Raw genomic sequence first — 21,452 nt, 5'->3', positions numbered from 1 at the left:
GGTGCTCTGTGGGCCGCCAACCCTGACCTTGCACACGCACCAATCCCAGCGGCACTAGGAAGCTGGGCTCGACCATTGGAAGGCCCGTCTAGTTCCCGCTGGCTGCTTCCCCGCCATGACGGTTCAGTCGCCGATCCGGCCACAGAGCTCACCGCAACCGGCGGTGCAGTGACCGTACCGCTTGACGTGCCTGGGAGAACCGCCGCTGAGGTTCTAGAGGCCTTGGCGGGCTATCCCTCGCTCGCCGGCGCTCGTCCGCTGAAGATGGGGCATGGAGGAGATCCGTTCGCCGATGGATCGGACACGATCTTCCGCGATGCAGATCTCTCCCCGTGGAGCCCTCTCGCGTATATCGGCGTCCCCGCACCGCGCCAAATGACGCTCCAGGGCCGCTGGGGGCTGCTGGATAGCCTCTTCTCGGTCACGGAGGAACGAAACGGCAAGGTACGTGGAATCGCCCTGCCCGCGGTTGGTGGCCATCCTGCGCCGGTCCCGTTGATGCTGTGGTGGGCCTTGCTGCTCGGCCTTTCGTCGCTTGTTCGCTACCACCCGACCGCCTGGACCCGCGCGATCGACCTCGACACGTCGGTCTTGGCTGCGCCGCTCCGCGAGGTAATCGACATTGCGAAGGTACGGGTGCCAGAGCGGCTGCTGACTGCGCTGACTGACGTCCCTTGAACGCTCAGGGCTCGGCCAGGCGGCATGCCTCTAGCCGTCTCTCAGTCTCCGTCTCGTTCACTGGTAGTCGGCACTACTCGGTGACGTTCGCCTTTCGCCCCCGTCCGCTGGCCAGGACGGCAGAGCATCCCGGAGGACACCGACGCGCAGACTTGGAAAGCGTGTTGAGGGAATCCCCTCACGAGTTCGAATCTCGTATCCTCCGCCAGCGTGAGCAGGGCAAACGCATACAGTTCGGACCCACAGGGTTCGACCTTCTTGCGTTTCCGTCTCAGTTGGCCCCCTCCTTCGGCTCGAGAAGACCCACACGCGTCGATGCGATTCCGGCGACCCGCAGACCGTCTCGCACTCTGGACGCTTGCCCATCACCACACGCAGCACTTGAAATCCCTGTAGCACGCTGTAGCACAATCCTGTACAACGAGAGTGGTACAGGAACGCTGGACGGTCAGCGCCAAGGCGGCTGATCGACGAGCACTCGGAGGACTCCGTCAACGCTGACAGCATCATCGATCTCGTAAGCAGCCTCCGTAGCATCGGAAACGACACGTCGATCTGTGAGGTGAAGCGGGCCCGCGGTGGTCTCCCCATAAACATCTGGGAGACGATCAGCGCCTTCGCGAACGCGGCTGGCGGTTGCATCCTGTTGGGGATCGACGAGAAGGACGATTTTCGGATCAGCGGCGTGGTGGACGCTGGTGCTCAGGAATCGCAGTTGTCCGCGATCTGCTCTGAGATGGAGCCTCCGGTACGGGCACAGATCTATTCCGTCGCCATCGACGACGAGATCGTGGTCGTATGCGAGGTACCGCAACTGCCCAGAGACCAGCGACCGTGCCACAAACGCTCCATCGGCCCGTGGGCAGGGTCCCGCATCCGGGTAAGCGACGGCGACCGGAAGCTCACCGACTACGAGGTCAGTGTGCTGCTGTCCAACCGACGCGAGCAGAAGCACGACCTGGCGCCCGTCCCAGGCGCGAGCGCCGACGATCTGAACTCGGAACTCGTCAACGCTTTCCTCCGGCGGATCCGCGATACCCGAAGTGACATCTTCCGCAGAGTCGACGACGAGCGTGCCTTGATGATGCTCAACGTTCTGACCAAGCAGGGGGACCAGGCCATTCCCACCCTCGCGGGCTTACTCGTTTTCGGCCTGTACCCGCAGACCTTCGAGCCTCAGCTCGACATCACCTTCGTGGTCTATCCATCCTCCGAAGCCGGGCTTCTGGGCAACTCTGGGGAGCGTTTCACGGAGAACAGATCGATCGACGGCTCCATCCCCTTCATGGTCGCCGAGTGCATCCGGCTCCTGAAGCGCAACATGCGACGACGCAGCATCGTGTCCGGCATCTTCCGCACCGAAGAGTGGGAGTATCCCGAAGAGGTTCTCCGAGAAGCCCTGGTCAACGCGATCGTTCACAGGGATTACTCGGAATTTGCGAGAGGAACTCAGGTCCAGGTCGAGATGTACCCTGACCGCCTCCTGATCCGGAATCCCGGTGGCCTGTACGGCCCCGTCGATGTGCGGTCCCTGGGCGTCACCACGGTCACATCCTCTCGTAACAAGGCACTTTTGAAGATTCTGGAGGACACCCCCTTCGGCGATGGTCACATGGTCTGCGAAAACCGTGGAACCGGCATCGCCCGGATGCTTCTGGCGTTGACTGACGCAGGGATGGAGCCACCCAGTTTCGCCGACGACATAGCCTCCTTCTCCGCAGAATTTCCCAATCACACGTTGCTGGACGAAGAGGCCCTGAACTGGCTGGGGTCCCTCGACGGGTACCCCCTGACGAGAGCCCAGATGACCGCGCTGGTGATGATGCGCAACGGCATCGCTCTCAACAACAGCAGCTATCGCGCCTCGACCGGCGTTCGGGACAGCCGGGCGGCAAGCCGTGATCTCCGGGACCTAGTCGACCGCAGGCTGATCGAACAGTCTGGTACGCGAGGGACAACCGTCTACCGGCTGATCGGAACCCGTGCCGAAGAGGCCGGCCTCTTCGACCGACCAGCGCCGGGCAAGGCGATATCGTCACTCGGCCTGACCCCAAACGAGCGTGCGGTGCTCGAATTTGTCCGCCGAGCGGAAACCTCAAGAGCCCGCGTCGAAGAAGCAACTGGACTCGCCTATCACCAGGTCGTCCGAGCACTCCAGAGCCTTCGCGACAAGAACCTCGTCCAGATGAACGGCAAACACCGCTCGCGCTCGACAACCTGGTCCGCGACCTGACAGGTCAAGCTTGGGGGGAGAACAATTCTCAGTTTCCGTCTCGTTCGCCCGCGTTCACAGGGATGCGCGCACGCCTCATCTGACACACGAGCGCTGGCGGCAGGCAGCGCCATGTTGGGGCCGGCCGCCAGCCCCTCAACGATCTTCCGGCACGAACTAGGCCGGACCCATGGGTCCGGCCTAGTTCTTGGGGGGTGGGTCAGAGCTGCGACGCGGCTATCGCATCCTCGACTTCCGGGAATATCGCGAAATATCGGCTCAGGCCGACGGTCTCGAGTAATCGGGTCAGGAACGGGGTGGAGCCGGCGAAGCTGAGCCAGCCACCACGGGCGGTGATCACCTGCTTGCTCGTTATGAAGGCGCTCAACCCGATCGAGTCACAGAACTTCAGGTCGGTCAGGTCGACCACGATCCGGGGCACTTGGCGTTCCAACAGTTCGGCCAGTGTGATGCGAAGTTTCTCGGCGGTCTCGGCGTCCAGTTCACCCTTGAGATGCAGCACCGCGACGTCGCAACGGTGATCGGTGACAAAGGCCTGCATGGGGCAGAACGCTAGATCCAGGAAAGCGCTCTCACCCGGACAGCAAGTCCGACCGGCGCGGAACGCGAACGGGCCGGGCCTCCGAAGAGGTCCGACCCGTTCGAAAAAAGTTCGGCTGGCCGATGGATTGTCATAGTGAGCGGCGCAGCCGGCCCGACGACGCGCTTAGATCTCGCGCCAATGCCAGCGTGGACCACGCCACGCGTCCGCCAGGATCAAGGCCGAGGTCTTGCCTGGACACGATTGCACCTTCGACTTACCCTGCGGCCCACCCATCTGAGCTTCGACTTCCCACAGTTCGCCGTCGGTGCGGACGTAGACGTCGCGGCGTGCGACACGGACGTCACCATTCCACCAGTGATGCTCAACTCTCACGTGTCAAATCTAGGACAGTCACCGGACATCGGCCTACAGCAATCTTGTGAAATATTCTCGCCAGCCGGTTGGACCGCATTGTCTGATCCGGTGGTTTTTGGCCGCGTGACTTGCGCTACACCCTAGGTATTAGGGCGGTTCCCTAACCACCACGCAAAGTAATCACTACAGGTGGGGACCAAGGCCTCTCGACGCCGAAACGACGGCGTTACGTATATGACATCTGATCTTGGCGAACAGCCGAACGGCCGATCACCGACCGGACCGTACGGCCGAGGGATCTTTCACCACCGAGCGTGATCGCCACCGGGCCACGAAAAAGCCCGGCGGCTCCGTTTCCGGAACCGCCGGGCTTGTGCGCGGTGGTGAAGGGATTTGAACCCTTGGAGGGCTTGCACCCTCACACGCTTTCGAGGCGTGCTCCTTAGGCCGCTCGGACACACCACCGCGAAGTAGGTTACAGGAGCCGCGAGGGGGCCCGACGCCGGGTCACCCATTGCCCGAGAAGTAGGCGCTGAACTGGCAGGATCGGCGGCATGACGAAGCGAGCAGAGGAGCGCGAAGCATGAGCGTGCACATCGGCGGGCAACCGGGCGACATCGCCGAGCGGGTTCTGCTTCCCGGCGACCCGATGCGGGCGAAGTGGATCGCGGAGAACTTCCTGCAGGACGCCAAGTGCTACACCCAGGTCCGCGGGATGCTCGGCTTCACCGGCACCTACCAGGGCGTCCGGGTGTCGGTGCAGGGCTCCGGCATGGGCATGCCGTCGGCCTCGATCTACACCCACGAGCTGATCAACGAGTACGGCGTGACGTCGGTGATCCGGATCGGCTCGTGCGGCGCGCTCGCGATGGACCTGCGGCTCGGCGACGTCATCGCGGCGATCGGCTCGGCGACCGACTCGAACATGAACCGGTCCCGCTTCGACGGCCTGATCGACTACGCGCCGGTGGCCAACTTCGAGCTGCTCCGCACGGCTGTCGAGGTGGCCGAGCGGCAGGGCACGAGCATGCGGGTGGGTCCGATCCTGGCCGCCGACGCGTTCTACACCGACCGGCCCGACCTCTACGACTCGCTTGCCGACTACGGCGTCCTGGCGGTCGAGATGGAGTCGGCCGCGATCTACACGATCGCCGCACGCTACGGCGCCAAGGCGCTGACCATCCTCACCGTCAGCGACCACATCAAGACCGGCGACAAGATGGATTCGGCCCAGCGTGAGCAGGGCTTCGGCGACATGGTCAAGATCGGACTGGAGACCGCGATCGCGGACGCTGCCTGAGCGTGCTGCCGCGGCGTCACCCTGGGCGATGCCGCGGCCCCTCCGGAGGTACGCGACACAACTCCCACAACCGCACCGGCGGCCGCTCCCTGCTTCATCGGAAGAAGTCACGCAGCAGACTGGCGCACTCCGCTTCGAGCACCCCGGAGTAGACCTCCGGCCGATGGTTGAGCCGGCGGTCCCGCACCACGTCCCAGAGTGACCCGACCGCCCCGGTCTTGGGCTCCCACGCCCCGAAGACGAGCGTCGACACCCGGGCCAGCACCAGGGCCCCGGCACACATCGTGCAAGGCTCCAGAGTCACCACGAGCGTGCAGCCCTCGAGGCGCCAACTCCCGGCCCGCACCGCGGCCCGGCGCAGCGCCAGGACCTCGGCGTGCCCGGTCGGGTCGCCGGTGGCTTCCCGCTCGTTGCCGGCCGCCGCGAGCTCGCGCCCGTCGGCGTCGTAGACGACCGCCCCCACCGGCACGTCGTCCGGGGACGCCGTCGCGACCTCGATCGCGCGACGCATCCAGGCCTCGTGCCGGGGGGACACCGCCAGGCTCACCGGGTCCTGCTCACGCCTCGCGCAGCTCTTCCATCTCGTCCCCGCACCCGACCTTCTGGCAGATCTCCGCGGTGACGTCGGAGGGCAGCATGCCTTCCTTGCCACACAGGCCGAGCAGCCGTTGCGAGGTGATCCCGAGATCGTTGAGCAGATCCGCGTCACCGACCGGGTCGGCGTCGGGATCGGCGCTCGGCCGGTCCTCGTCGTCCTCGTCGTCGGCGGCGGCCGACGAGGTCAGCTCGTCGATCTCCAGGGCCGGTGCCTCGATCTCGCCGAGCAGCACCGAGCCGATCCGCGACTCCTCGGCGAACGCCGAGTCGGAGCCGAACACCCGCAGGTCATCCCCCTCGTCGAGACGCAGGATCGCGAGGTACTGATCGTCACTCTCGACGAAGAGCAGCGCCACATCGGCGTCCGGCTCGACGTCGCGCAGCGCGTCGACCACCTCGTCGATGTCGGCGAGGCCGGTCAGGTCCAGCTCGGACGCCGTCCATCCGTTCTTTCCACGGCCGACGGCGGCAGCGAAAGTCGACAAAATTTCCCCCCACGCGACTTTTGTCTTCAGCGAGTGACGGTAGCGGGAAGAACGGCGGGCGCGGTGCGCCACGCCCCCAATCGAGTGGGGAAGTCAGTTCGCCAGGCGACGGCGGGTGGCGATCAGCTCGCGGAGACGAGCCCCGCGGAGACGCTGCGGCTGTGCGGACTCGCGTGCTTTCGCATCGGCGAGAGCCGCGAGCAACTCAAGACGGCGACGGCGACGATCGGGGTCGAGCCGTGGCGTTGAGGGAGCCATGAAGCCGAGATTGCCGACCGCGGGAGGTCTCGTCAAGACCTGGTGCGGACGACGACGATCGCGGCACGTTTCCCGGCCGACATTTCGGACTGATCGCCCTCGGTTACCAGAGCGGCCAGTTGTACGTCGTGATCCACGCGTTGGCGACGAAGGCCAGGGCGACGGACAGCCCGAGGCCGCTCGCGAGGGCGACTCCGACGGCGACACCCCGGTCGCCGATGAGGGCGAGGACCAACGCCACCACCCACGCCGTGATCGCCGCCACAATCGTCCACCACACGTACGCCGCCAGGCCGTCGGCCAGACCGCCGAAGAGCCCGAACCACAGCAGGGCCGAGCCGAGGCCGGCCATCACCCCGGGGGCCGAGACCGGGTGCGGCTCGCGGAACACCGGCCGCGTCGGTCCGGGGAAGAGCCCGGACGGCGCACGGCCCGCACCGGTGCCGGGCGCCTGCGCGTAGGGCGATGCCGACGGATAGGCGGGTGACTGCGGGTAGGCGGGCGACTGCGGGTGAGCGGCCGTCTGCGGGTGAGCGGGTGCCGGCGGATGGGCGGGCGCCGGCCAGGTGTCGTTCCGCTGGGCCACCGGCGTACCTCCGTCTCGCGGGACCGTCTCCTCGCAGCCTAGCCGGGTCGGAAGCATCGGCACGGGACGGCGGTTCGGGGCGAGTTCTGCCACGATGGCACGATGCGTCTGATCCGTACCCTCGCCGGACTGGCCGCGTCGGCACTGTTCCTGACCGCCTGCGCCGGATCGCCGGGCGGCGCGTCGACAGCCGCCACCCCGCGATTCGTCAATCCGGCGACGGCCGCGCCGACGATCACCCCCGGGCTGAAGCTGCCCTCGTCGGCACCGGCGACCTCGACCACGCCGAGCCCGAGCGCCAGCGTCGCCCCGAGCGCCAAGACCCCCGCGGTCAAGGTGAAATACGTCTTCCCGGTCAAGGCGTCGAACGTGGCGTTCCACCCGACCCACTCGAAATATCCGGCCACCGACATCTTCGCCGACTGCGGGGAGACCGTCGTGGCCACGACGAGCGGCGTCGTGCTCGAGGTGAGCCGCACGGACGTGTACGTGAAGGGTTCGGCGGACGGGCCGAACAACGGTGGCCTGTCGGTGTCGCTCCTCGGCGACGACGGGGTCCGCTATTACGGCTCGCACTTCAGCAAGGTGCTCACGGACATCCGCGCCGGCGTCCGGGTCACCGCCGGCCGGCCGCTCGGCAAGGTGGGCCACACCGGCAACGCGAACGGCGTCTGCCACCTGCACTACGGCATCTCGCCGCCGTGCGCCAAGGTCGGCGACTGGAAGGTGCGCCGGGGCGTGGTCTGGCCGGCCACGTTCCTGACCTCGTGGCGCGCCGACGGCCAGAAGAGCCCGGTCGCCACCGTGAAGGCCTGGAAGTCCTCGCACAACTGCAAGGCGTAAGCGCGCGGGGCGCACCACCGGGCTGAACGGCCGGGTGTGGGAGAGTGCCCGGGTGAAGGTGGCGGTCATCGGACTCGGGCTGATCGGCGGTTCGCTGCTCAAGGCGCTGGCGGCGGCCGGGCACGCGGTGACCGGATATGACACCGACCCGGTGACGCGCGAACTGGCCGGTGCCGCCGACTCGATCGCCGAGGCGGTCGAGGGGGCCGAGATCGTCGCCCTGGCGGTGCCGCTCCCCGGCCTGCCCGGCGTGCTGGGCGAGCTGGCCCGGCTGGGCGACGAGGCCGGACCGGCTGGGCACGGCGCTCTGCTCACCGACGTGACCTCGGTCAAGGGGCCGGTACGCGAGCTGGCCGCCGAGCACGGCATCCGGCGGTTCGTGGGCGGGCACCCGATGGCCGGCAAGGAGACGTCCGGCTTCGCCGCGGCCGACCCCGAGCTGTTCGACGGATGCGCCTGGGTGCTCTGCCTGGAGCCCGGCGAGACCGACCTGGCCGACTGGCTGACCGTGGCGGCGTTGTGCACCGCGATGGGCGCGCGGGTCGTCCCGGCCACCGCGGCCGAGCACGACCGGGCCGTCGCCGGGATCAGCCACGTGCCGCACCTGGCCGCCGCCGCGATCGCCCGCCGGCTGGTCGGCAACCCGCTCGCCGCGACGCTGGGCGCCGGCTCGTTCCGGGACGGCACCCGGGTGGCGGCCACCCGGGCCGAGCTGACCGCCGCGATGTGCGGGGGCAACGCGGCCGCCGTTCGCGAGGTGCTGGCCGCCGTGATCGACGATCTCCAGCTGCGGCTCGCCGAACTCGGCGAGCCCGATCCGGTCGGCGCGCTGGTCCCGGCCCTGCGCGAGGCCGGGGATGCCCGCCGGGCATGGCCAGCACGTCCCGGCCCGGCCACCGTGGCGCCCGCCGGGGTCGAGGAATTGCTCGCTCTTGGCCGGGATGGCGGCTGGGTCACGGCGGTCGCGGAAGATCTCGGCACTGTGGCGACAATGCGGCCGGAAAGTGGCCGCAATTCTTCCTAGGCTTCTGGTGCCAACGCAGCAGAACCTAGGAGATGACATGACCGCTCAGGTCGGCACGGTAAGCAACGAGCAGGAGGGTCTGCTCGGTTACCTCGCCCAGATGCGCTACGTGATCCGGTTGACCGCGTACGGCCTGACCGAGGAGCAGCTGCGAGCCACTCCCAGCGCGAGCGCGCTCAGTGTCGGTGGCCTGATCAAGCACGCCGCCTCGACCGAGGAGAACTGGCTGTCCACCATCCGGCGCGAGCCGCAGAGCGTGGACTACGCCGCCTACGCCGAGAACTTCAAGCTTGCCGACGGCGAGACGATCGACGACGTGTTCGCCCGCTACGACCGGGTGGCCGAGCAGACCGAGAAGACGGTCACCGAGCTCGGCGACCTGAACTACGAGATCGAGGTCGACCACTCGGTGCCGTGGAACCGTAAGGATATGACCCACTGGAACGTGCGCTGGATCCTGCTGCACCTGATCCAGGAGACGGCCCGGCATGCCGGGCACGCCGACATCATCCGGGAGACCCTCGACGGAGCCACGGCGTACCCGTTGATGGCGGCCGCCGAGGGCTGGCCCGAAACCGCTTGGCTCAAGCCCTGGTCGAAGCCGAGCTAGGGGCGTTCACCCCGGTCGAGGCGGATCACCCGGCGGTCGGTGACGATCGCGGTGACGAGGTCGTGCGGCGTCACGTCGAACGCCGGGTTGGCCGCCTCGGACCACGGCGTCACCTCGGCCGAGCCGCGGTCCTCGATCTCCACGACGTCGCCGCTCGGGGTGCCCAGGTCCACCGTCGACTCGGGCGCCACCACCACGAACGGCAGGCCGGCCCGGCGGGCGCCGAGCGCGTGCGAGTACGTCCCGATCTTGTTGATGACGTCGCCGTCGGCGCAGATCCGGTCGGCGCCCAGGATGACCGCGTCGACCTCGCCACGTGCCATCAGGAAGGGACCGGCCGAGTCGACCGCGACCCGGTGTTCGATCCCCCATCGGCCCAGTTCCCAGGCGGTGAGCCGAGCGCCCTGCAGCAGCGGCCGGGTCTCGCTGGCGATGACCCCGGCGAGCGCGCCGCGCTCGTGCATCTCGCGCACCACGCTCAACGCGGTGCCGAGCTCGACCGTGGCCAGCCCGCCGGTGTTGCAGTGGGTCAGCAGTCGCGGGCGCTCGCCGCACAGCTCGGCCATCAGATCGGCACCGCGTTTCGCCATCGCCGCCGACGCGGCCAACTCTTCGTCGCGCACCCGGCACGCCTCGGCCAGCACCGCTTCCGGGCCCTCGGGCAGCAGCTCGGCCGCTCGCCGAACGCCCCGGGCGAGGTTGACCGCCGTGGGCCGGGCCGTCTCGATCCGGCTGACCGCGGCGTCGAGCGCGGCCGGGTCGTCGGCGTGCACCCGGGCGGCCAGGGCCACCCCGAACGCGCCGGCCACCCCGAGCGCGGGCGCGCCCCGCACGGCCAGCGACTGGATCGCCGCGATCAGGGCCGGCACGGTGTGCAGGCGCAGGATCCGCACTTCTTCGGGGAGCACCGTCTGATCGATGATCTCGACGGCCCCGTCCACCCAATCGATCGTCCGCACTGTCCGAGCCTAACCGCATACGCTTACCGCATGGCCTCTCGTGATCCGGTCGCGGACCTCCGGCGCATTGCCTTCTACCTGGAGCGGGCCAACGAGGCGACCTACCGGGTGCGCGCGTTCCGCTCGGCCGCCAGCACGATCGCCGCGCTGCCGGCCGCCGAGCTGGCCGCCCGGGTCGACGCCGGCACGCTGTCCGAGCTGGCCGGGGTCGGCGACGTCACGGCACGGTGCATCACCGAGTCGCTGGCCGGCGAGGAGCCGGTCTATCTGCGCCGGGTGGCGTCCACCGAGGGCACCGACCTGACCGCCGCCGCGGCCGCCCTGCGGGAGGCGCTGCGCGGCGACTGCCACTCCCACTCGGACTGGTCCGACGGTGGCTCGCCGATCGAGGAGATGGCGCTGGCCGCCGTCGAGCTGGGCCACGAATACCTGGTGCTGACCGACCACTCGCCGACGTTGAAGGTGGCCAACGGGCTGACCCCGGCCCGGCTGCGCCGCCAACTCGACCTGATCGCCGAGGTCAACGACGCGCTGCCGGACGGCTTCCGCATCCTCACCGGCATCGAGGTGGACATCCTCGAGAACGGTGCGCTCGACCAGGAGGACGAGTTGCTGGCCCGCCTCGACGTGGTGGTCGGCTCGGTGCACTCCAAGCTGCGCGACGAGTCACCCCGGATGACCAGGCGGATGGTCAAGGCCGTGGAGAACCCGCACCTGGACATCCTCGGCCACCTGACCGGCCGCAAGGTCCTCGCGCCGGGCGAGGGCGACAAGGGACACCGGGGTGGGCGCACCCGCCCGCCGAGCACGTTCGATCTCGACAAGGTGATCGGCGCGGTGCTCGAGCACGACAAGGCCATCGAGATCAACTCACGGCCGGACCGGCTCGACCCGCCCAAGCGGATGCTCACTGTCGCGGTCGAGGCCGGCTGCCTGTTCAGCATCGACACCGACGCGCACGCACCGGGCCAGCTCGACTGGCTCGGCAACGGCTGCGAGCGGGCCGCGCTGTGCGGGGTGACGCCGGAGCGGGTGGTCAACACCTGGTCAGCCGATCGCCTGCTGGAATGGACTGGGGGTCACAAGTGACCCCACCGGTCCCGTAGTGTCGCTTCGTGGGACAAATTGACGACCTCGCCGACCGCTATGTCGAGGACTGGGCAGCGCTCAACCCGACCGGGGCGACCTATGTCGGCATCGCCGGTCACGACGACAGGACCGACGACCTATCTCCGGAGGGCTTCGAGGCCCAGGCCGAGCTGACTCGGCGCACCATCACCGAGCTCGACGTGCTCGAGCCCGAGCACGAGTCCGACCAGGTGGCCAAGGACGCCATGCTGGAGCGGCTCGGTCTCGAGCTGGCCACCTACGACGCCGGCTATTCGAAGAGCGCGCTCAGCGTGATCACCAGCGGCCTGCACGGGCTGCGCGGCGTCTTCGACGTGATGCCCACCGACAGTGAGCAGGCGGTCGCCAACATCGCGGCCCGGCTCAACGCGTTCGACCACGCCGTCGAGCAGTACAAGACGACGCTGCGCGAGGAACTCGACGCCGGGCGGGTGAGCGCTCGCGCGCAACTGCTCGCGGTCGCCGAGCAGTGCGACGCGTGGACCGACCCCGCCCGGGACGACTTCTTCCACGGGCTGGTGCGCCGGCTCGACTCGTCCGGTGCGCTCGCCTCCGAGTTGGAGCGGGGCGCCGCCGCCGCCACCGCGGCCACCGCCGGCTTCGCGTCCTTCCTGCGCGAGGAACTGGCGCCGCGGGGCCGGGAGAAGGAGGCGGCCGGCCTCGAGCGCTACGAGTTGGCGTCGCAGTACTTCCTCGGTGCCAAGGTCGACCTGCAGGAGACGTACCTCTGGGGGTTTGCCGAGCTCGACCGCCTGGAGCGGGAGATGGACGTCTGCGCCGCCGCCATCGCCGGCTCGGGTGCCCCGGTCGCCAAGGCCGTCGAGATGCTCGATGCCGACCCGGCCCGCCGCATCCCCGGCAAGGAGGCGTTCCGCGACTGGATGCAGTCGCTTGCCGACAAGGCGATCGCCGATCTGAACGGCACCCACTTCGACATCGAGGAGCCGGCCCGCAAGATCGAGTGCTGCCTGACGCCGACGAGCGACGGCGGCATCTACTACACCGGCCCGAGCGAGGACTTCTCCCGTCCCGGCCGCATGTGGTGGGCGGTGCCGGAGGGCATCACCGAGTTCTCCACCTGGCGCGAGGTCACCACGGTCTATCACGAGGGCGTGCCCGGCCATCACCTGCAGGTCAGCCAGACCCTGCTGCGCGCCGACCGGCTCAACCGGTGGCAACGGCTGCTCTGCTGGTGCTCGGGGCACGGCGAGGGCTGGGCGCTCTACGCCGAGCGGCTGATGGACGAGCTCGGTTATCTCGAGGACCCGGGTGACCGGCTCGGCATGCTCGACGCCCAGGCACTGCGCGCGTGCCGGGTGATCGTCGACATCGGCATGCACCTCGAGCTGGAGATCCCCCGGGACAACCCGTTCGGCTTCCACCCGGGTGAGCGGTGGACGCCGGAGCTGGGCTGGGAGTTCCTGCGGGCGCACACCCGGATGGCCGAGGAGGTGCTGCGCTTCGAGTGGAAGCGATACCTGGGCTGGCCGGGGCAGGCACCGTCGTACAAGGTCGGCGAGCGCATCTGGTTGCAGGCACGGGCCGAGACGAAACAGCGCAAGGGGGCTGATTTCGACCTCAAAGAGTTCCACCGCGACGCCTTGAACCTCGGATCGCTCGGCCTGGACCCGCTGCGGAAGGCACTCGGCCGCCTCTGAGCAAATCGGGCTTTTCGCTCCGTCAAGCGTGGCGAAAGGCCCGTTTTGTCTTTCCAACTCGCCTTTTTGATTGCCATTCATAAACCTTGAGCAATCATCTGGCTACGTTGGGTGAATAGTAAGCCGAAGCATGATCGTTACCTATTGCTAAACTCGTATCTTTTGGCGCGCCCGCTCTCCCGCTACCATCTGCGCGATGGTCAGCCGTATCTCGCCAACCGCGCTGCGCTGGGAGTTCGCCTCACGCGTCGGCTCTTTGAGACACGCGCTACAACCAACGACGGCCACCGCCCCATCCACCGATCAGCCGAGAGAATTCTGACCCTTGGAAAGGCTCTTTCCGAGGATTTCTCAGCTAGATTGGCCCGGATCCGTGCGCTTATCCGGCTACGGACAGTAGCCGGCACAACGGCTCGACGCGTGTTGCAGGCGGAGGAACGAAAGTAATGAACAGCCGGCGAACCCGTTTACGCTCCGCTATCGCGGTGATCTTGACGGTCCTTGTCCTCGTGCCGACGGCCGTCCTCTTCGGACGGGTCTGGCAGCAGAACTCGGACCAACGTGCCCAGACAGACCTCGAGAAGAAGGGCGTGGAGTACACCACCGCCCTCGCACCGCTGGTCAGCGCGCTTGTCGAGTCGCAGTCCTCGGCGCTGCAGGGCGTCACGGCGCCCCCCGGATCACTGGCCGCCGCCGTGTCCCGGGTCTCGGCCGTCGACGCCGAGCTCGGCAGTGACCTGAAGACCAAGGAGCGCTGGGCCGATCTCCAGGCGAAGATCGCCAAGCTGCCCAAGGCCACCGGCGGCCAGGCCGGCCTCCTGCAGGCCCACATCGAGGTGACCGACCTCACCCTGGCGCTCTACTCCGCCGTACGGCGCAACTCGGAGCTCAGCCGCGACCCGGACAGTGACATGTCCAACCTCCAGCAGGCGGCCGCCGTCGACATGCCGACCACGGTCGTCCGGGTGAGCCGGATGGCCGACTACGCGCAGGCCCTGCAGGCCGCCTCCGGCAACGCCAAGGCCACCCTGGTCGTCCAGTTCGGCCAGGAGGTGCTGGCCGTGCAGGACTCGGTGAACTCCCTCACCGAGAGCTTGCAGGCCGCGGTCGACAACACCAGCAGCCCTACCCTGAGCGGCAGCCTGGTCACCACGCTCGACTCGTTCCGGCGCGGCGTCGAGTCGATGACCCGCGGCGCCAACCCCGGCGGTATCCCGAACGCCGCGACCATGTCGACGGCGCAGACCGCTCTGCAGACCGCCCTGAACGCGCTCGCCGGCGTGACGCTCAAGGAGATGGCCGCACTCCTCGACGACCGGTCCGACACCCTGAGCTACCGGCGGATCGAGGCCCTGATCGCGGGCGCACTGGCCGTGCTGCTGGTGATCGCCGCGCTGGTCCTGCCAGTGATCATGCGGCGCCGCGAGGACACGACGGCGACTCCGGCCGCCGGCGTGGGCGAGTCGACCCGGGACATCCCGCCGAACCGGCCCACCGGCCCGTACGGCGGACAGTACGACCTGGCCCCGGCGTACGGCGACAACGACCCGACACGGCGGGAGCGTTCCGGTGCTCTTCGGTAAACTCCGCATCCTCGGCAAGCTGGCCCTGCTCGTACTGGTCCCGCTGCTCGGCGTCGTGGCGCTGAGCGTGCCGATCATCGTCACCCGCGTCAACGACGCCCAGACCGCGCAGAAGACGCTGGACGTCGTCCAGCTCGCCACCCGGGTCAGCACGGCGGTGCAGGAACTCCAGGAAGAGCGTCTGCTCTCCATCGGTTTCCTGACCGGCCTGATCCAGGAGCCCGAGCTGGCCGTGCAGAGCGCCAAGGCGCGCGACGCGGTGGCCCGGGTCACCGACGGCGGCGACCAGGAGATCAGCCGGCAGCTGCGCCGCGCCCTGCGCGGGACGGACCGCATCGAGAACACCCGGCTCAACGTCCTCAACCGGGCGATCCAGCCGAACGTGCTGGTCACCGAGTTCACCGCGGCGATCACGCCGATGATCAACGGGCTGGCGCTCTCTGCCAACGCCGACCTGACCACGAGCGTCGGGCGGCAGCTTTTCGCGCTCGAGCAGGCCCTGCGCACCGACGACTTGATCAGCCAGGCCTCCGGTTACCTGACGGTCGCCACGATCACCCAGAACGCCGGTTTCGTCAGCCTCTTCTACTCGACACTGGTGCAGCTCCAGCAGGTCATCTCGAACGCCGAGGCGTTCTTCACCGACGTGCAGTACAAGCTCTACCTGGGCGCCCAGGACGCGTTCTCGGCCCGGGTCGGCCCCGACTTCCTCACCAACGCCGCCGTCGACCCGACGAACGCCGTCAAGCAGCTGCAGATCAAGACGCTGTTCCCGTCGCTGCGGTCGGTGCTCGTCCTCGGTGGCTTCGTGGAGAAGCGGGTCGCCTCGGACGTGAACGCCATCGTGACCAACAACCGGGACACGGCCCTGCGGGATGCCTTCCTCCTCGGTGGTGGCTCGCTGATCCTGCTGCTGCTGGTGGTCACGCTGAGCATCTTCATGGCGCGTGCGGTCGCCCGGCCGCTGCGCCGCCTCACCGGCTCCGCCGACCGCATCGCCCGAGCCGCCGAGGCCGAGCTCGAACGGGTCGCCGACGACGACGCGGAGTCGGTACGCCCGATCCGCCTCGACCCGGTCGACGTCGAGGCCCAGGACGAGATCGGCGACCTGGCCCGCGCGTTCGACCGGGTGCAGACCACCGCCGCCCGGCTGGTGGAGCGCCAGGTTCTCGGCCGGCGCAACGTCGCCCAGATGTTCGGGCACGTCGGACGGCGTACCCAGAACCTGGTCGGCCGCCAGCTCGCCCTGATCGACAACCTGGAGCGCCGGGAGACCGACAGCGACCGGCTCCGCGAGCTCTACCGACTCGACCACATGTCCAGCCGGCTCGGCCGGAACGCCTCGTCGCTTGTCGTGCTCTCGGGTGGGGCCGGTGCGAACGAGCACATGGCGCCGCTGGCGCTCTCCGACGTCGTTCGGCTCGCCCTCGGTGAGATCGAGGACTACACCCGCGTCGACGTGGACGTGCCCGAGGAGATCGTCGTCGTGCCGGCCGTCCTGGCCGACCTGACACTGCTCCTGGCCGAGCTGATGGAGAACGCCACCGCGTTCTCCCCGCCGCACACCCGGGTGCTGATCTCGGCGACCGAGCTGCGCGGCGGTGCCCGCCTGGCGATCGTCGACAACGGCCTCGGCATGACACCCGAGCGGATGGCCGAGGAAAACGCCCGGCTCACCCGCCGTGAGCGGCTGGACCTGGTGCCCACCGAGGTGCTCGGCCTGTTCGTGGTCGGCCGGCTCGCCCGCCGGCACGGCATCGAGGTGACCCTGACCGACACCGCCGAGGGTGGCGTCACCGTCTGGGTCGACCTGACGCCGGGGCATCTGATCTCCCGGGTGCCGAGCAGCACGATCATGCCGGGTGCGCCGTTCGACGGGATGCCGAGCCCGACCCCGGGTTACCACACGGCGGAGTTCTCCCAGGTCCTCGCCGGTTCCGCGGCGCGCGCCTCGGTTCCCGGCAGCCAGCTGCCGTTCGACCCGAACGTGCTCGATCGGGCCACCAAGACCCTCGAGAGCGGGCGGACGTGGAACGCGTTCGCGGCTCCCAACCGACCCGAGGTGGGTGCGGCACCGGTCGGTCCGGCGCTGCCCGCCGCGCCGGTCGTGGCCGAGCCGGTCTACGACGCCGAGCCGGTCTGGTCGCCGCCCACCGTCTACCAGCAGCCGGTCGCACCGGATCTGGGCGCCCCGGTCGCCGGCCGGGTGCCGGCCTCGCTGCCGGAACTACCCGCCGCCGGTCCGTCGGCGTGGACCCAGCCGCCGGTGGAGGCACCCCAGCCGACCTGGAACGAGACGCCGCAGCCGACGTGGAACGAGACGCCGTCCCAGCCGACCTGGAACGACGCCCCGCAGCCGACGTGGAACGAGGCGCCGGCGCCGGCCACATGGAACGACACCCCGGCGCAGCCGACGTGGAACGACACCCCGCAGCCCACGTGGAACGAGACGCCACCGCAGCCCACCTGGAACGACGCGCCCGCGCCGTTCATCCCGCAACAGCGCACCGGGGAGCAATATCCCTACCAGGCTCCGGTGCCCCAGGCGTACGCCCAGGAGCCGCCCGCTCCCCCGGCGGCCGGCCCCGGCGCCCCCCTGCGCCGCCGGGTTCCCGGCAACCAACTGCCGACCGAGAGGGGCACGCCGCTGCCTGCCGCACCACCGTCCCAGGACGACGCGGTGGCCGCGCGCGCTGCCTTCGACGCCTTCGAGGCCGGCGTCAGCCGCGCCCAGTGGGACGTCGCCGAGACCGACATGACGGCCCCGCCGTCGGCCGGTCACGCACCCCTCGCCCGTCGGGTTCCGGGTGCCACTCTCCCGCGGGAGGCGCGAGACACGCCGCCTCCGCCCGCTCCGGTACCTCCGCTTGATCCGGATGCCGCACGAGCACTGATGGAGCAGTTCGAGTACGGAGTCGCACTCGCACTGAACGAAACTCAGCCACAACACGAGGGACAACCGCGATGACTTCCCCCTACACGGAAACCGGCAACGGTCAGAGCTACGGCCAGCCCCCGCTGAGCGCCGAGGCGAAGACCTTCAACTGGCTGCTGGACTCGTTCACCTCCGGGACCGCGGGCGTGATCGAAGCCATCGCCGTTTCCTCCGACGGTCTGCTCATGGCGATGTCCGCGATCAAGGACCGGCCGAACGCCGAGCGCCTGGCCGCTGTCGTCTCGGGTCTGACGAGCCTGGCCGGCGGTGCCGCGAGCTGGTACAGGCTGGGCGGGCTGAACCGGGTGATCATCGACATGGCCGACGGTTACCTCCTGGTCACCGCGATCAGTGCCGGCTCGGTGCTGGGGGTCATCGCCGACCGGTCGGCCAACCTCGGCACCCTCGCCTACGAGATGACGCTGTTCGCGACGCGCGCCGGGGGTGCGCTCAGCCCGCGCCTGATCGCCGAGTTGAAGAACGCCGTTCAGCAATGACCTATCCGGACCCCGACGACCCGGCCCGACCGGCTCGGCCGAGCGTCCGACCTTTTCTGCAGTCTGGCCCGCAAGCGGCCGGCGGTTACCGCCCCTCATCCGGGGTCGAATCGCCGGCCGACGAGCGGACCACGACACTGCGTCCGTTCGTCATCACGTCCGGACGCACCGACGGCGCCGATCCCGAAATCGGGATGGAGACCCAGGTGACCGTCAATCAAGCCGCGATTCCCATGCGGCTCTCGCCGGAGATGCGCTCGATCGTTGCGCTCTGTGGCGAACCCCTGTCCGTGGCGGAGATCTCCGCCCGGCTGCGTCTGCATCTCGGCGTCACCCGCATCCTGGTCGGCGACCTGCGCGCCGCCGGTCAGCTGGACGTCCATGTGCTGGACAACGAGACCCCCGACCCTGAGACCATCATGCGAGTGATCCGTGGACTTCGAGCAATCACCTAACCACGCCCGCGGGACCGCCCGGGTGGGTAACGACCAGCCGAAGAAGGCTCCGGTCCCGGTGAAGATCATCGTGGCCGGCGGCTTCGGTGTCGGAAAGACGACAACGGTGGGAGCGATCTCCGAGATCGCCCCGCTCACCACCGAGGCCGAGATGACCGCGGCGTCGGTCGGCATCGACGATCCCGGTCAGGCGGTGACCAAGACCACGACGACCATCGCGATGGACTTCGGCGTCCTCACCATCGACCAGACGCTCAAGCTCTACATCTTCGGCACGCCCGGCCAGCCGCGGTTCGCGTTCATGTGGGACGACCTGATCCGAGGCGCACTGGGTGCGCTGGTTGTGGTCGATACCAACCGGATCGACGACTGCTACCCGGCGGTCGACTATTTCGAGCGGGCCGGCCTGCCGTTCGTGGTCGGAGTGAACACCTTCAATGGCCAGATGACCTACAGCCTCGAAGAAGTTCGATGGGCTCTGGCCGTCCGGGACGACGTTCCGGTGCTGTCCTTCGATGCTCGATTCCGCGCTTCCGTGCGAGACGCCCTGCTTGTAGTCCTCGATCAGGCTCTGGACAAGGCCATCCGCGCGAAGTCCACGTAGGGTGGCGGCGGCGTAGCTGAGATCGAGGTTTTCAAATCGGTCTTCCAGCGGGCAGAGTGTTTGCGGGGGCTACCCGCACAGGAAGGGGCGGTGCCGTGCGAGGAGGGTTGGACGACGCGCTCGAGAAGCTGGCGCGCCGTGATGAGCTACGCCGGCGCGCGGCCGGGGAGACCTCCGGTCCGTCACCGGCCGTGTCCGAGTTGGTCGAGGCGATCGCCTCGGTCGTCGCCCGTTACCCCGAGCTGGGCGTGACCGTCGGCGCCGAGGGCTCCGGCGAGCCGGTCCTGCTGCACTTCTTCTTCGCCGACGGCCAGGTCCAGGTCTCGGCGGACACCCCGCCGGCGCAGGCCGAGACCGCTTCCACCGCACGGCACGCCGACTTCGACATCGATCTCGACGAACCGGTCGCCGCCGAGTCCTATTACGCGCCGCCGGCTTCGCCGGCTCCGGGGCGGATGAGCCACGACGACCACAACCGTTTCGGTCCGGCCGATTACGAGTACGCGGAAGGCGCCTACTACCCCGACTCGGACACCGCCGAGCGGCGTTACGGTTCGTTCGACCAGCCGTCGGCCGATGCGCGCTACCCGGCCCACGACGTCGGCGAGGACTCGCGTGACCTCGGTGCGCGCATGCGCGATCTGGGCATGGCCACCCACGGCGCGGCCCCCGACTATCCGCCGCATCCGTTCGCGGCCACCCCGCCGCCGCCGGTGCCTCAGCAGGCGCAGGAGCAGACCCGTCGCATTCACGCCGAGTCGCTGAACGCCGACCGGCTGCCGCCGCAACCACCGCGGGGCGGCATGCCGACGCCGCTGCCGAAGCCGATTCCGCTTCAGGTGGAGCGCCCGGAGGAGACCGAGATGGCGGCCCGGCGCCTGGCCGCACTTCTGCGGGATGACCCGTCGCTCCTCAACCAGCCACCCGTGTAACGCTGCGTGTCTTGCGGCTGTCACTGAGCAACACTCTAAGTAGCGTCACACTGCCCGGTTATGCCCATTTCTGACCAGCTTACGAGGTCTGGGTTGGGCCGTTCGGACACATAAAGTGATGTGGCCTTGATTCACGCTCAGTGACTGCCTAGCGTTCCAGCCATGTCGCTGCCCGAAGTCCACCTCGCCGGAGGCACCTGTGCCGAGGCTGTCCGCCTGGCCCCGGTCGCCGCCGCCATGCGGGCCCAGGGCCTGCTCGAACCGGTCCTGCTGGCCTCCGGGACCGACGTGTCCCGCGCCTACATCGCCCTCGGTCTGGCCTCCGACGTCACGCTCCCGACCGCCGACAGCCTCTCCGCCGGGCTCGCCGCGTACGACAAGCTGTGGGCCGAGCGCACCCCGGCCGCCGTGGTGGTGCGCGGGGACAACCTCGCGGCCGCGCTCGCCGCCTACTGGCGGCGCATCCCGGTGCTGCACCTCGACGCCGGGCAGCGCTCCGGGACACCCGAGACCGACGCCGCCGACTCCGACCGCCGGCTGCTCACCCAGGTCGCCACCGTGCACCTGGCCGCGGCCCCGCTGGCCGCGATGAACCTGCTCGACGAGTCGGTGGTGGCCGGCGACATCCTGCTCACCGGCGGCACCGCGGTCGACGCCGCGAACATGCTGGCGGCGCGGATCCGGCTGGCCGGCGCCCCGCGCCCCAACCGGGTGCTGCTGGTCGGCGTCGGCGCCGCACACGACAAGCCGGTACGCGAGGCGATGCTCGACCTGACCGCCCGCCACTTCGACCTGGACGTGATCGGCGCCCGGACGCCCAGCCCCGACCGGGTGAAACTGGTCGCGGCGGCGGACGTGGTCCTGACCGACGACTTCGACCTCGCCGAGGAGGCGCTGGCCGCGGGCGTGCCGGTGCTGGTGCCGGGCGAGGGACGCGGACTCACCGAGGCCCTGCACACCGGAAGCGCCAAGCAGGTCGACCCGGAGGTGTCCACGCTCGTCCGCGAGATCGACGAGCTGCTGGCGAGCCGGCTGCGGCGCGACTCGATGGGCGCGATCGGCAGCCCGTACGGCGATGGCCTCGCCGCCGGCCGGGTCGCCCAGGCCACCGCCGCCCTGCTCGGCCGCGGCCAGTTCCCCGATCCGATGCCCGCCCGGCCGCCGGCCGGCGTGACCAGCTGAAGGAGCC

General features: G+C 69.1%; 20 protein-coding genes and 1 tRNA gene. 15 read left to right on the top strand and 6 right to left on the bottom strand.

Features of this window, described 5'->3' with window-relative positions; all coding sequences use genetic code 11:
* Nucleotides 1-222: 222 nt before the first annotated feature.
* Nucleotides 223-678, top strand: coding sequence for a YaaC family protein (locus Afe05nite_RS19460; protein ID WP_203818543.1), 456 nt, complete (start codon nucleotides 223-225; stop codon nucleotides 676-678).
* A 562-nt stretch (nucleotides 679-1,240) separates the two neighbouring features.
* Complete coding sequence (locus Afe05nite_RS19455; RefSeq protein WP_203818542.1) at nucleotides 1,241-2,911, top strand: ATP-binding protein; 1,671 nt, start codon at nucleotides 1,241-1,243, stop codon at nucleotides 2,909-2,911.
* A gap of 199 nt (nucleotides 2,912-3,110) precedes the next feature.
* Here Afe05nite_RS19455 and Afe05nite_RS19450 read toward each other — a convergent pair whose 3' ends face one another.
* Together Afe05nite_RS19450 and Afe05nite_RS19445 are read right to left on the bottom strand one after the other, a co-directional pair.
* A complete protein-coding gene (locus Afe05nite_RS19450; RefSeq protein WP_203818541.1) occupies nucleotides 3,111-3,452 on the bottom strand; it encodes an STAS domain-containing protein in 342 nt (113 codons plus the stop codon).
* 735 nt (nucleotides 3,453-4,187) lie between these two features.
* Nucleotides 4,188-4,274: transfer RNA gene (locus Afe05nite_RS19445), tRNA-Ser, on the bottom strand.
* Between the two features lie 118 nt (nucleotides 4,275-4,392).
* Here Afe05nite_RS19445 and deoD point away from each other — a divergent pair.
* Nucleotides 4,393-5,109, top strand: a complete 717-nt coding sequence (gene deoD, locus Afe05nite_RS19440; RefSeq protein ID WP_203818540.1) for a purine-nucleoside phosphorylase — start codon at nucleotides 4,393-4,395, stop codon at nucleotides 5,107-5,109.
* Nucleotides 5,110-5,203: 94 nt separating this feature from the next.
* On the opposite strand, the gene Afe05nite_RS19435 is transcribed toward deoD, so the two are convergent.
* The 3 genes from Afe05nite_RS19435 to Afe05nite_RS45100 all read right to left on the bottom strand — a co-directional run bounded on the left by Afe05nite_RS19435 (nucleotide 5,204) and on the right by Afe05nite_RS45100 (nucleotide 7,035).
* The gene (locus Afe05nite_RS19435; RefSeq protein WP_239117981.1) at nucleotides 5,204-5,656 is read right to left on the bottom strand and encodes a nucleoside deaminase; all 453 of its coding nucleotides are present in this window, start codon (nucleotides 5,654-5,656) and stop codon (nucleotides 5,204-5,206) included.
* Nucleotides 5,657-5,666: 10 nt separating this feature from the next.
* Nucleotides 5,667-6,191, bottom strand: a complete 525-nt coding sequence (locus Afe05nite_RS19430) for a tRNA adenosine deaminase-associated protein (RefSeq protein ID WP_203818539.1) — start codon at nucleotides 6,189-6,191, stop codon at nucleotides 5,667-5,669.
* Nucleotides 6,192-6,552: 361 nt separating this feature from the next.
* A complete protein-coding gene (locus Afe05nite_RS45100) occupies nucleotides 6,553-7,035 on the bottom strand; it encodes a hypothetical protein (protein ID WP_438868431.1) in 483 nt (160 codons plus the stop codon).
* Between the two features lie 102 nt (nucleotides 7,036-7,137).
* On the opposite strand from Afe05nite_RS45100, the gene Afe05nite_RS19420 reads away from it, so the two are divergent.
* The 3 genes from Afe05nite_RS19420 to Afe05nite_RS19410 are packed head-to-tail and all read left to right on the top strand — an operon-like array spanning nucleotide 7,138 to nucleotide 9,512.
* Nucleotides 7,138-7,878, top strand: coding sequence for a M23 family metallopeptidase (locus Afe05nite_RS19420; RefSeq protein ID WP_203818538.1), 741 nt, complete (start codon nucleotides 7,138-7,140; stop codon nucleotides 7,876-7,878).
* 34 nt (nucleotides 7,879-7,912) lie between these two features.
* Nucleotides 7,913-8,902: a prephenate dehydrogenase gene (locus Afe05nite_RS19415; RefSeq protein WP_203818537.1), complete on the top strand. Its 990-nt coding sequence runs from the start codon at nucleotides 7,913-7,915 to the stop codon at nucleotides 8,900-8,902.
* Nucleotides 8,903-8,939: 37 nt separating this feature from the next.
* On the top strand, nucleotides 8,940-9,512 hold the full coding sequence (locus tag Afe05nite_RS19410; protein ID WP_203818536.1) for a DinB family protein: 573 nt from the start codon (nucleotides 8,940-8,942) through the stop codon (nucleotides 9,510-9,512).
* On the opposite strand, the gene mtnA is transcribed toward Afe05nite_RS19410, so the two are convergent.
* Nucleotides 9,509-10,471 carry an S-methyl-5-thioribose-1-phosphate isomerase gene (gene mtnA, locus Afe05nite_RS19405; protein WP_203818535.1) on the bottom strand — a complete coding sequence of 321 codons (963 nt, stop codon included), beginning with the start codon at nucleotides 10,469-10,471 and terminating at the stop codon, nucleotides 9,509-9,511. The two genes, Afe05nite_RS19410 and mtnA, sit on opposite strands and share 4 nt — an antisense overlap.
* Before the next feature lie 30 nt (nucleotides 10,472-10,501).
* Between mtnA and Afe05nite_RS19400 the strand changes: the two genes are divergently transcribed.
* From Afe05nite_RS19400 to Afe05nite_RS19360, 9 genes are all read left to right on the top strand, one after another.
* A complete protein-coding gene (locus Afe05nite_RS19400; protein WP_203818534.1) occupies nucleotides 10,502-11,560 on the top strand; it encodes a PHP domain-containing protein in 1,059 nt (352 codons plus the stop codon).
* 26 nt (nucleotides 11,561-11,586) lie between these two features.
* The gene (locus Afe05nite_RS19395; protein ID WP_203818533.1) at nucleotides 11,587-13,257 is read left to right on the top strand and encodes a DUF885 domain-containing protein; all 1,671 of its coding nucleotides are present in this window, start codon (nucleotides 11,587-11,589) and stop codon (nucleotides 13,255-13,257) included.
* A 485-nt stretch (nucleotides 13,258-13,742) separates the two neighbouring features.
* Nucleotides 13,743-14,840 carry a hypothetical protein gene (locus tag Afe05nite_RS19390; protein WP_239117978.1) on the top strand — a complete coding sequence of 366 codons (1,098 nt, stop codon included), beginning with the start codon at nucleotides 13,743-13,745 and terminating at the stop codon, nucleotides 14,838-14,840.
* The gene (locus Afe05nite_RS19385) at nucleotides 14,827-17,808 is read left to right on the top strand and encodes a sensor histidine kinase (RefSeq protein WP_203818532.1); all 2,982 of its coding nucleotides are present in this window, start codon (nucleotides 14,827-14,829) and stop codon (nucleotides 17,806-17,808) included. The genes Afe05nite_RS19390 and Afe05nite_RS19385 overlap by 14 nt, the downstream gene beginning before the upstream one ends.
* Complete coding sequence (locus Afe05nite_RS19380; RefSeq protein WP_203818531.1) at nucleotides 17,805-18,272, top strand: roadblock/LC7 domain-containing protein; 468 nt, start codon at nucleotides 17,805-17,807, stop codon at nucleotides 18,270-18,272. The genes Afe05nite_RS19385 and Afe05nite_RS19380 overlap by 4 nt, the downstream gene beginning before the upstream one ends.
* Nucleotides 18,269-18,727, top strand: coding sequence for a DUF742 domain-containing protein (locus Afe05nite_RS19375; RefSeq protein WP_203818530.1), 459 nt, complete (start codon nucleotides 18,269-18,271; stop codon nucleotides 18,725-18,727). The genes Afe05nite_RS19380 and Afe05nite_RS19375 overlap by 4 nt, the downstream gene beginning before the upstream one ends.
* Before the next feature lie 22 nt (nucleotides 18,728-18,749).
* On the top strand, nucleotides 18,750-19,331 hold the full coding sequence (locus Afe05nite_RS19370; protein ID WP_203818529.1) for a GTP-binding protein: 582 nt from the start codon (nucleotides 18,750-18,752) through the stop codon (nucleotides 19,329-19,331).
* A 95-nt stretch (nucleotides 19,332-19,426) separates the two neighbouring features.
* Entirely contained in the window at nucleotides 19,427-20,263 is an 837-nt protein-coding gene (locus tag Afe05nite_RS19365; protein WP_203818528.1) for a hypothetical protein, read from the top strand.
* Between the two features lie 162 nt (nucleotides 20,264-20,425).
* Complete coding sequence (locus Afe05nite_RS19360) at nucleotides 20,426-21,445, top strand: UDP-N-acetylglucosamine 2-epimerase (RefSeq protein ID WP_203818527.1); 1,020 nt, start codon at nucleotides 20,426-20,428, stop codon at nucleotides 21,443-21,445.
* Nucleotides 21,446-21,452 lie beyond the last annotated feature (7 nt).

Source organism: Paractinoplanes ferrugineus (genome assembly GCF_016862195.1).
In the GTDB taxonomy this organism is placed as follows: domain Bacteria; phylum Actinomycetota; class Actinomycetes; order Mycobacteriales; family Micromonosporaceae; genus Actinoplanes; species Actinoplanes ferrugineus.
Note: the sequence above shows the minus strand (reverse complement) of the source record. Positions and strands in the feature narration are given on the sequence as shown.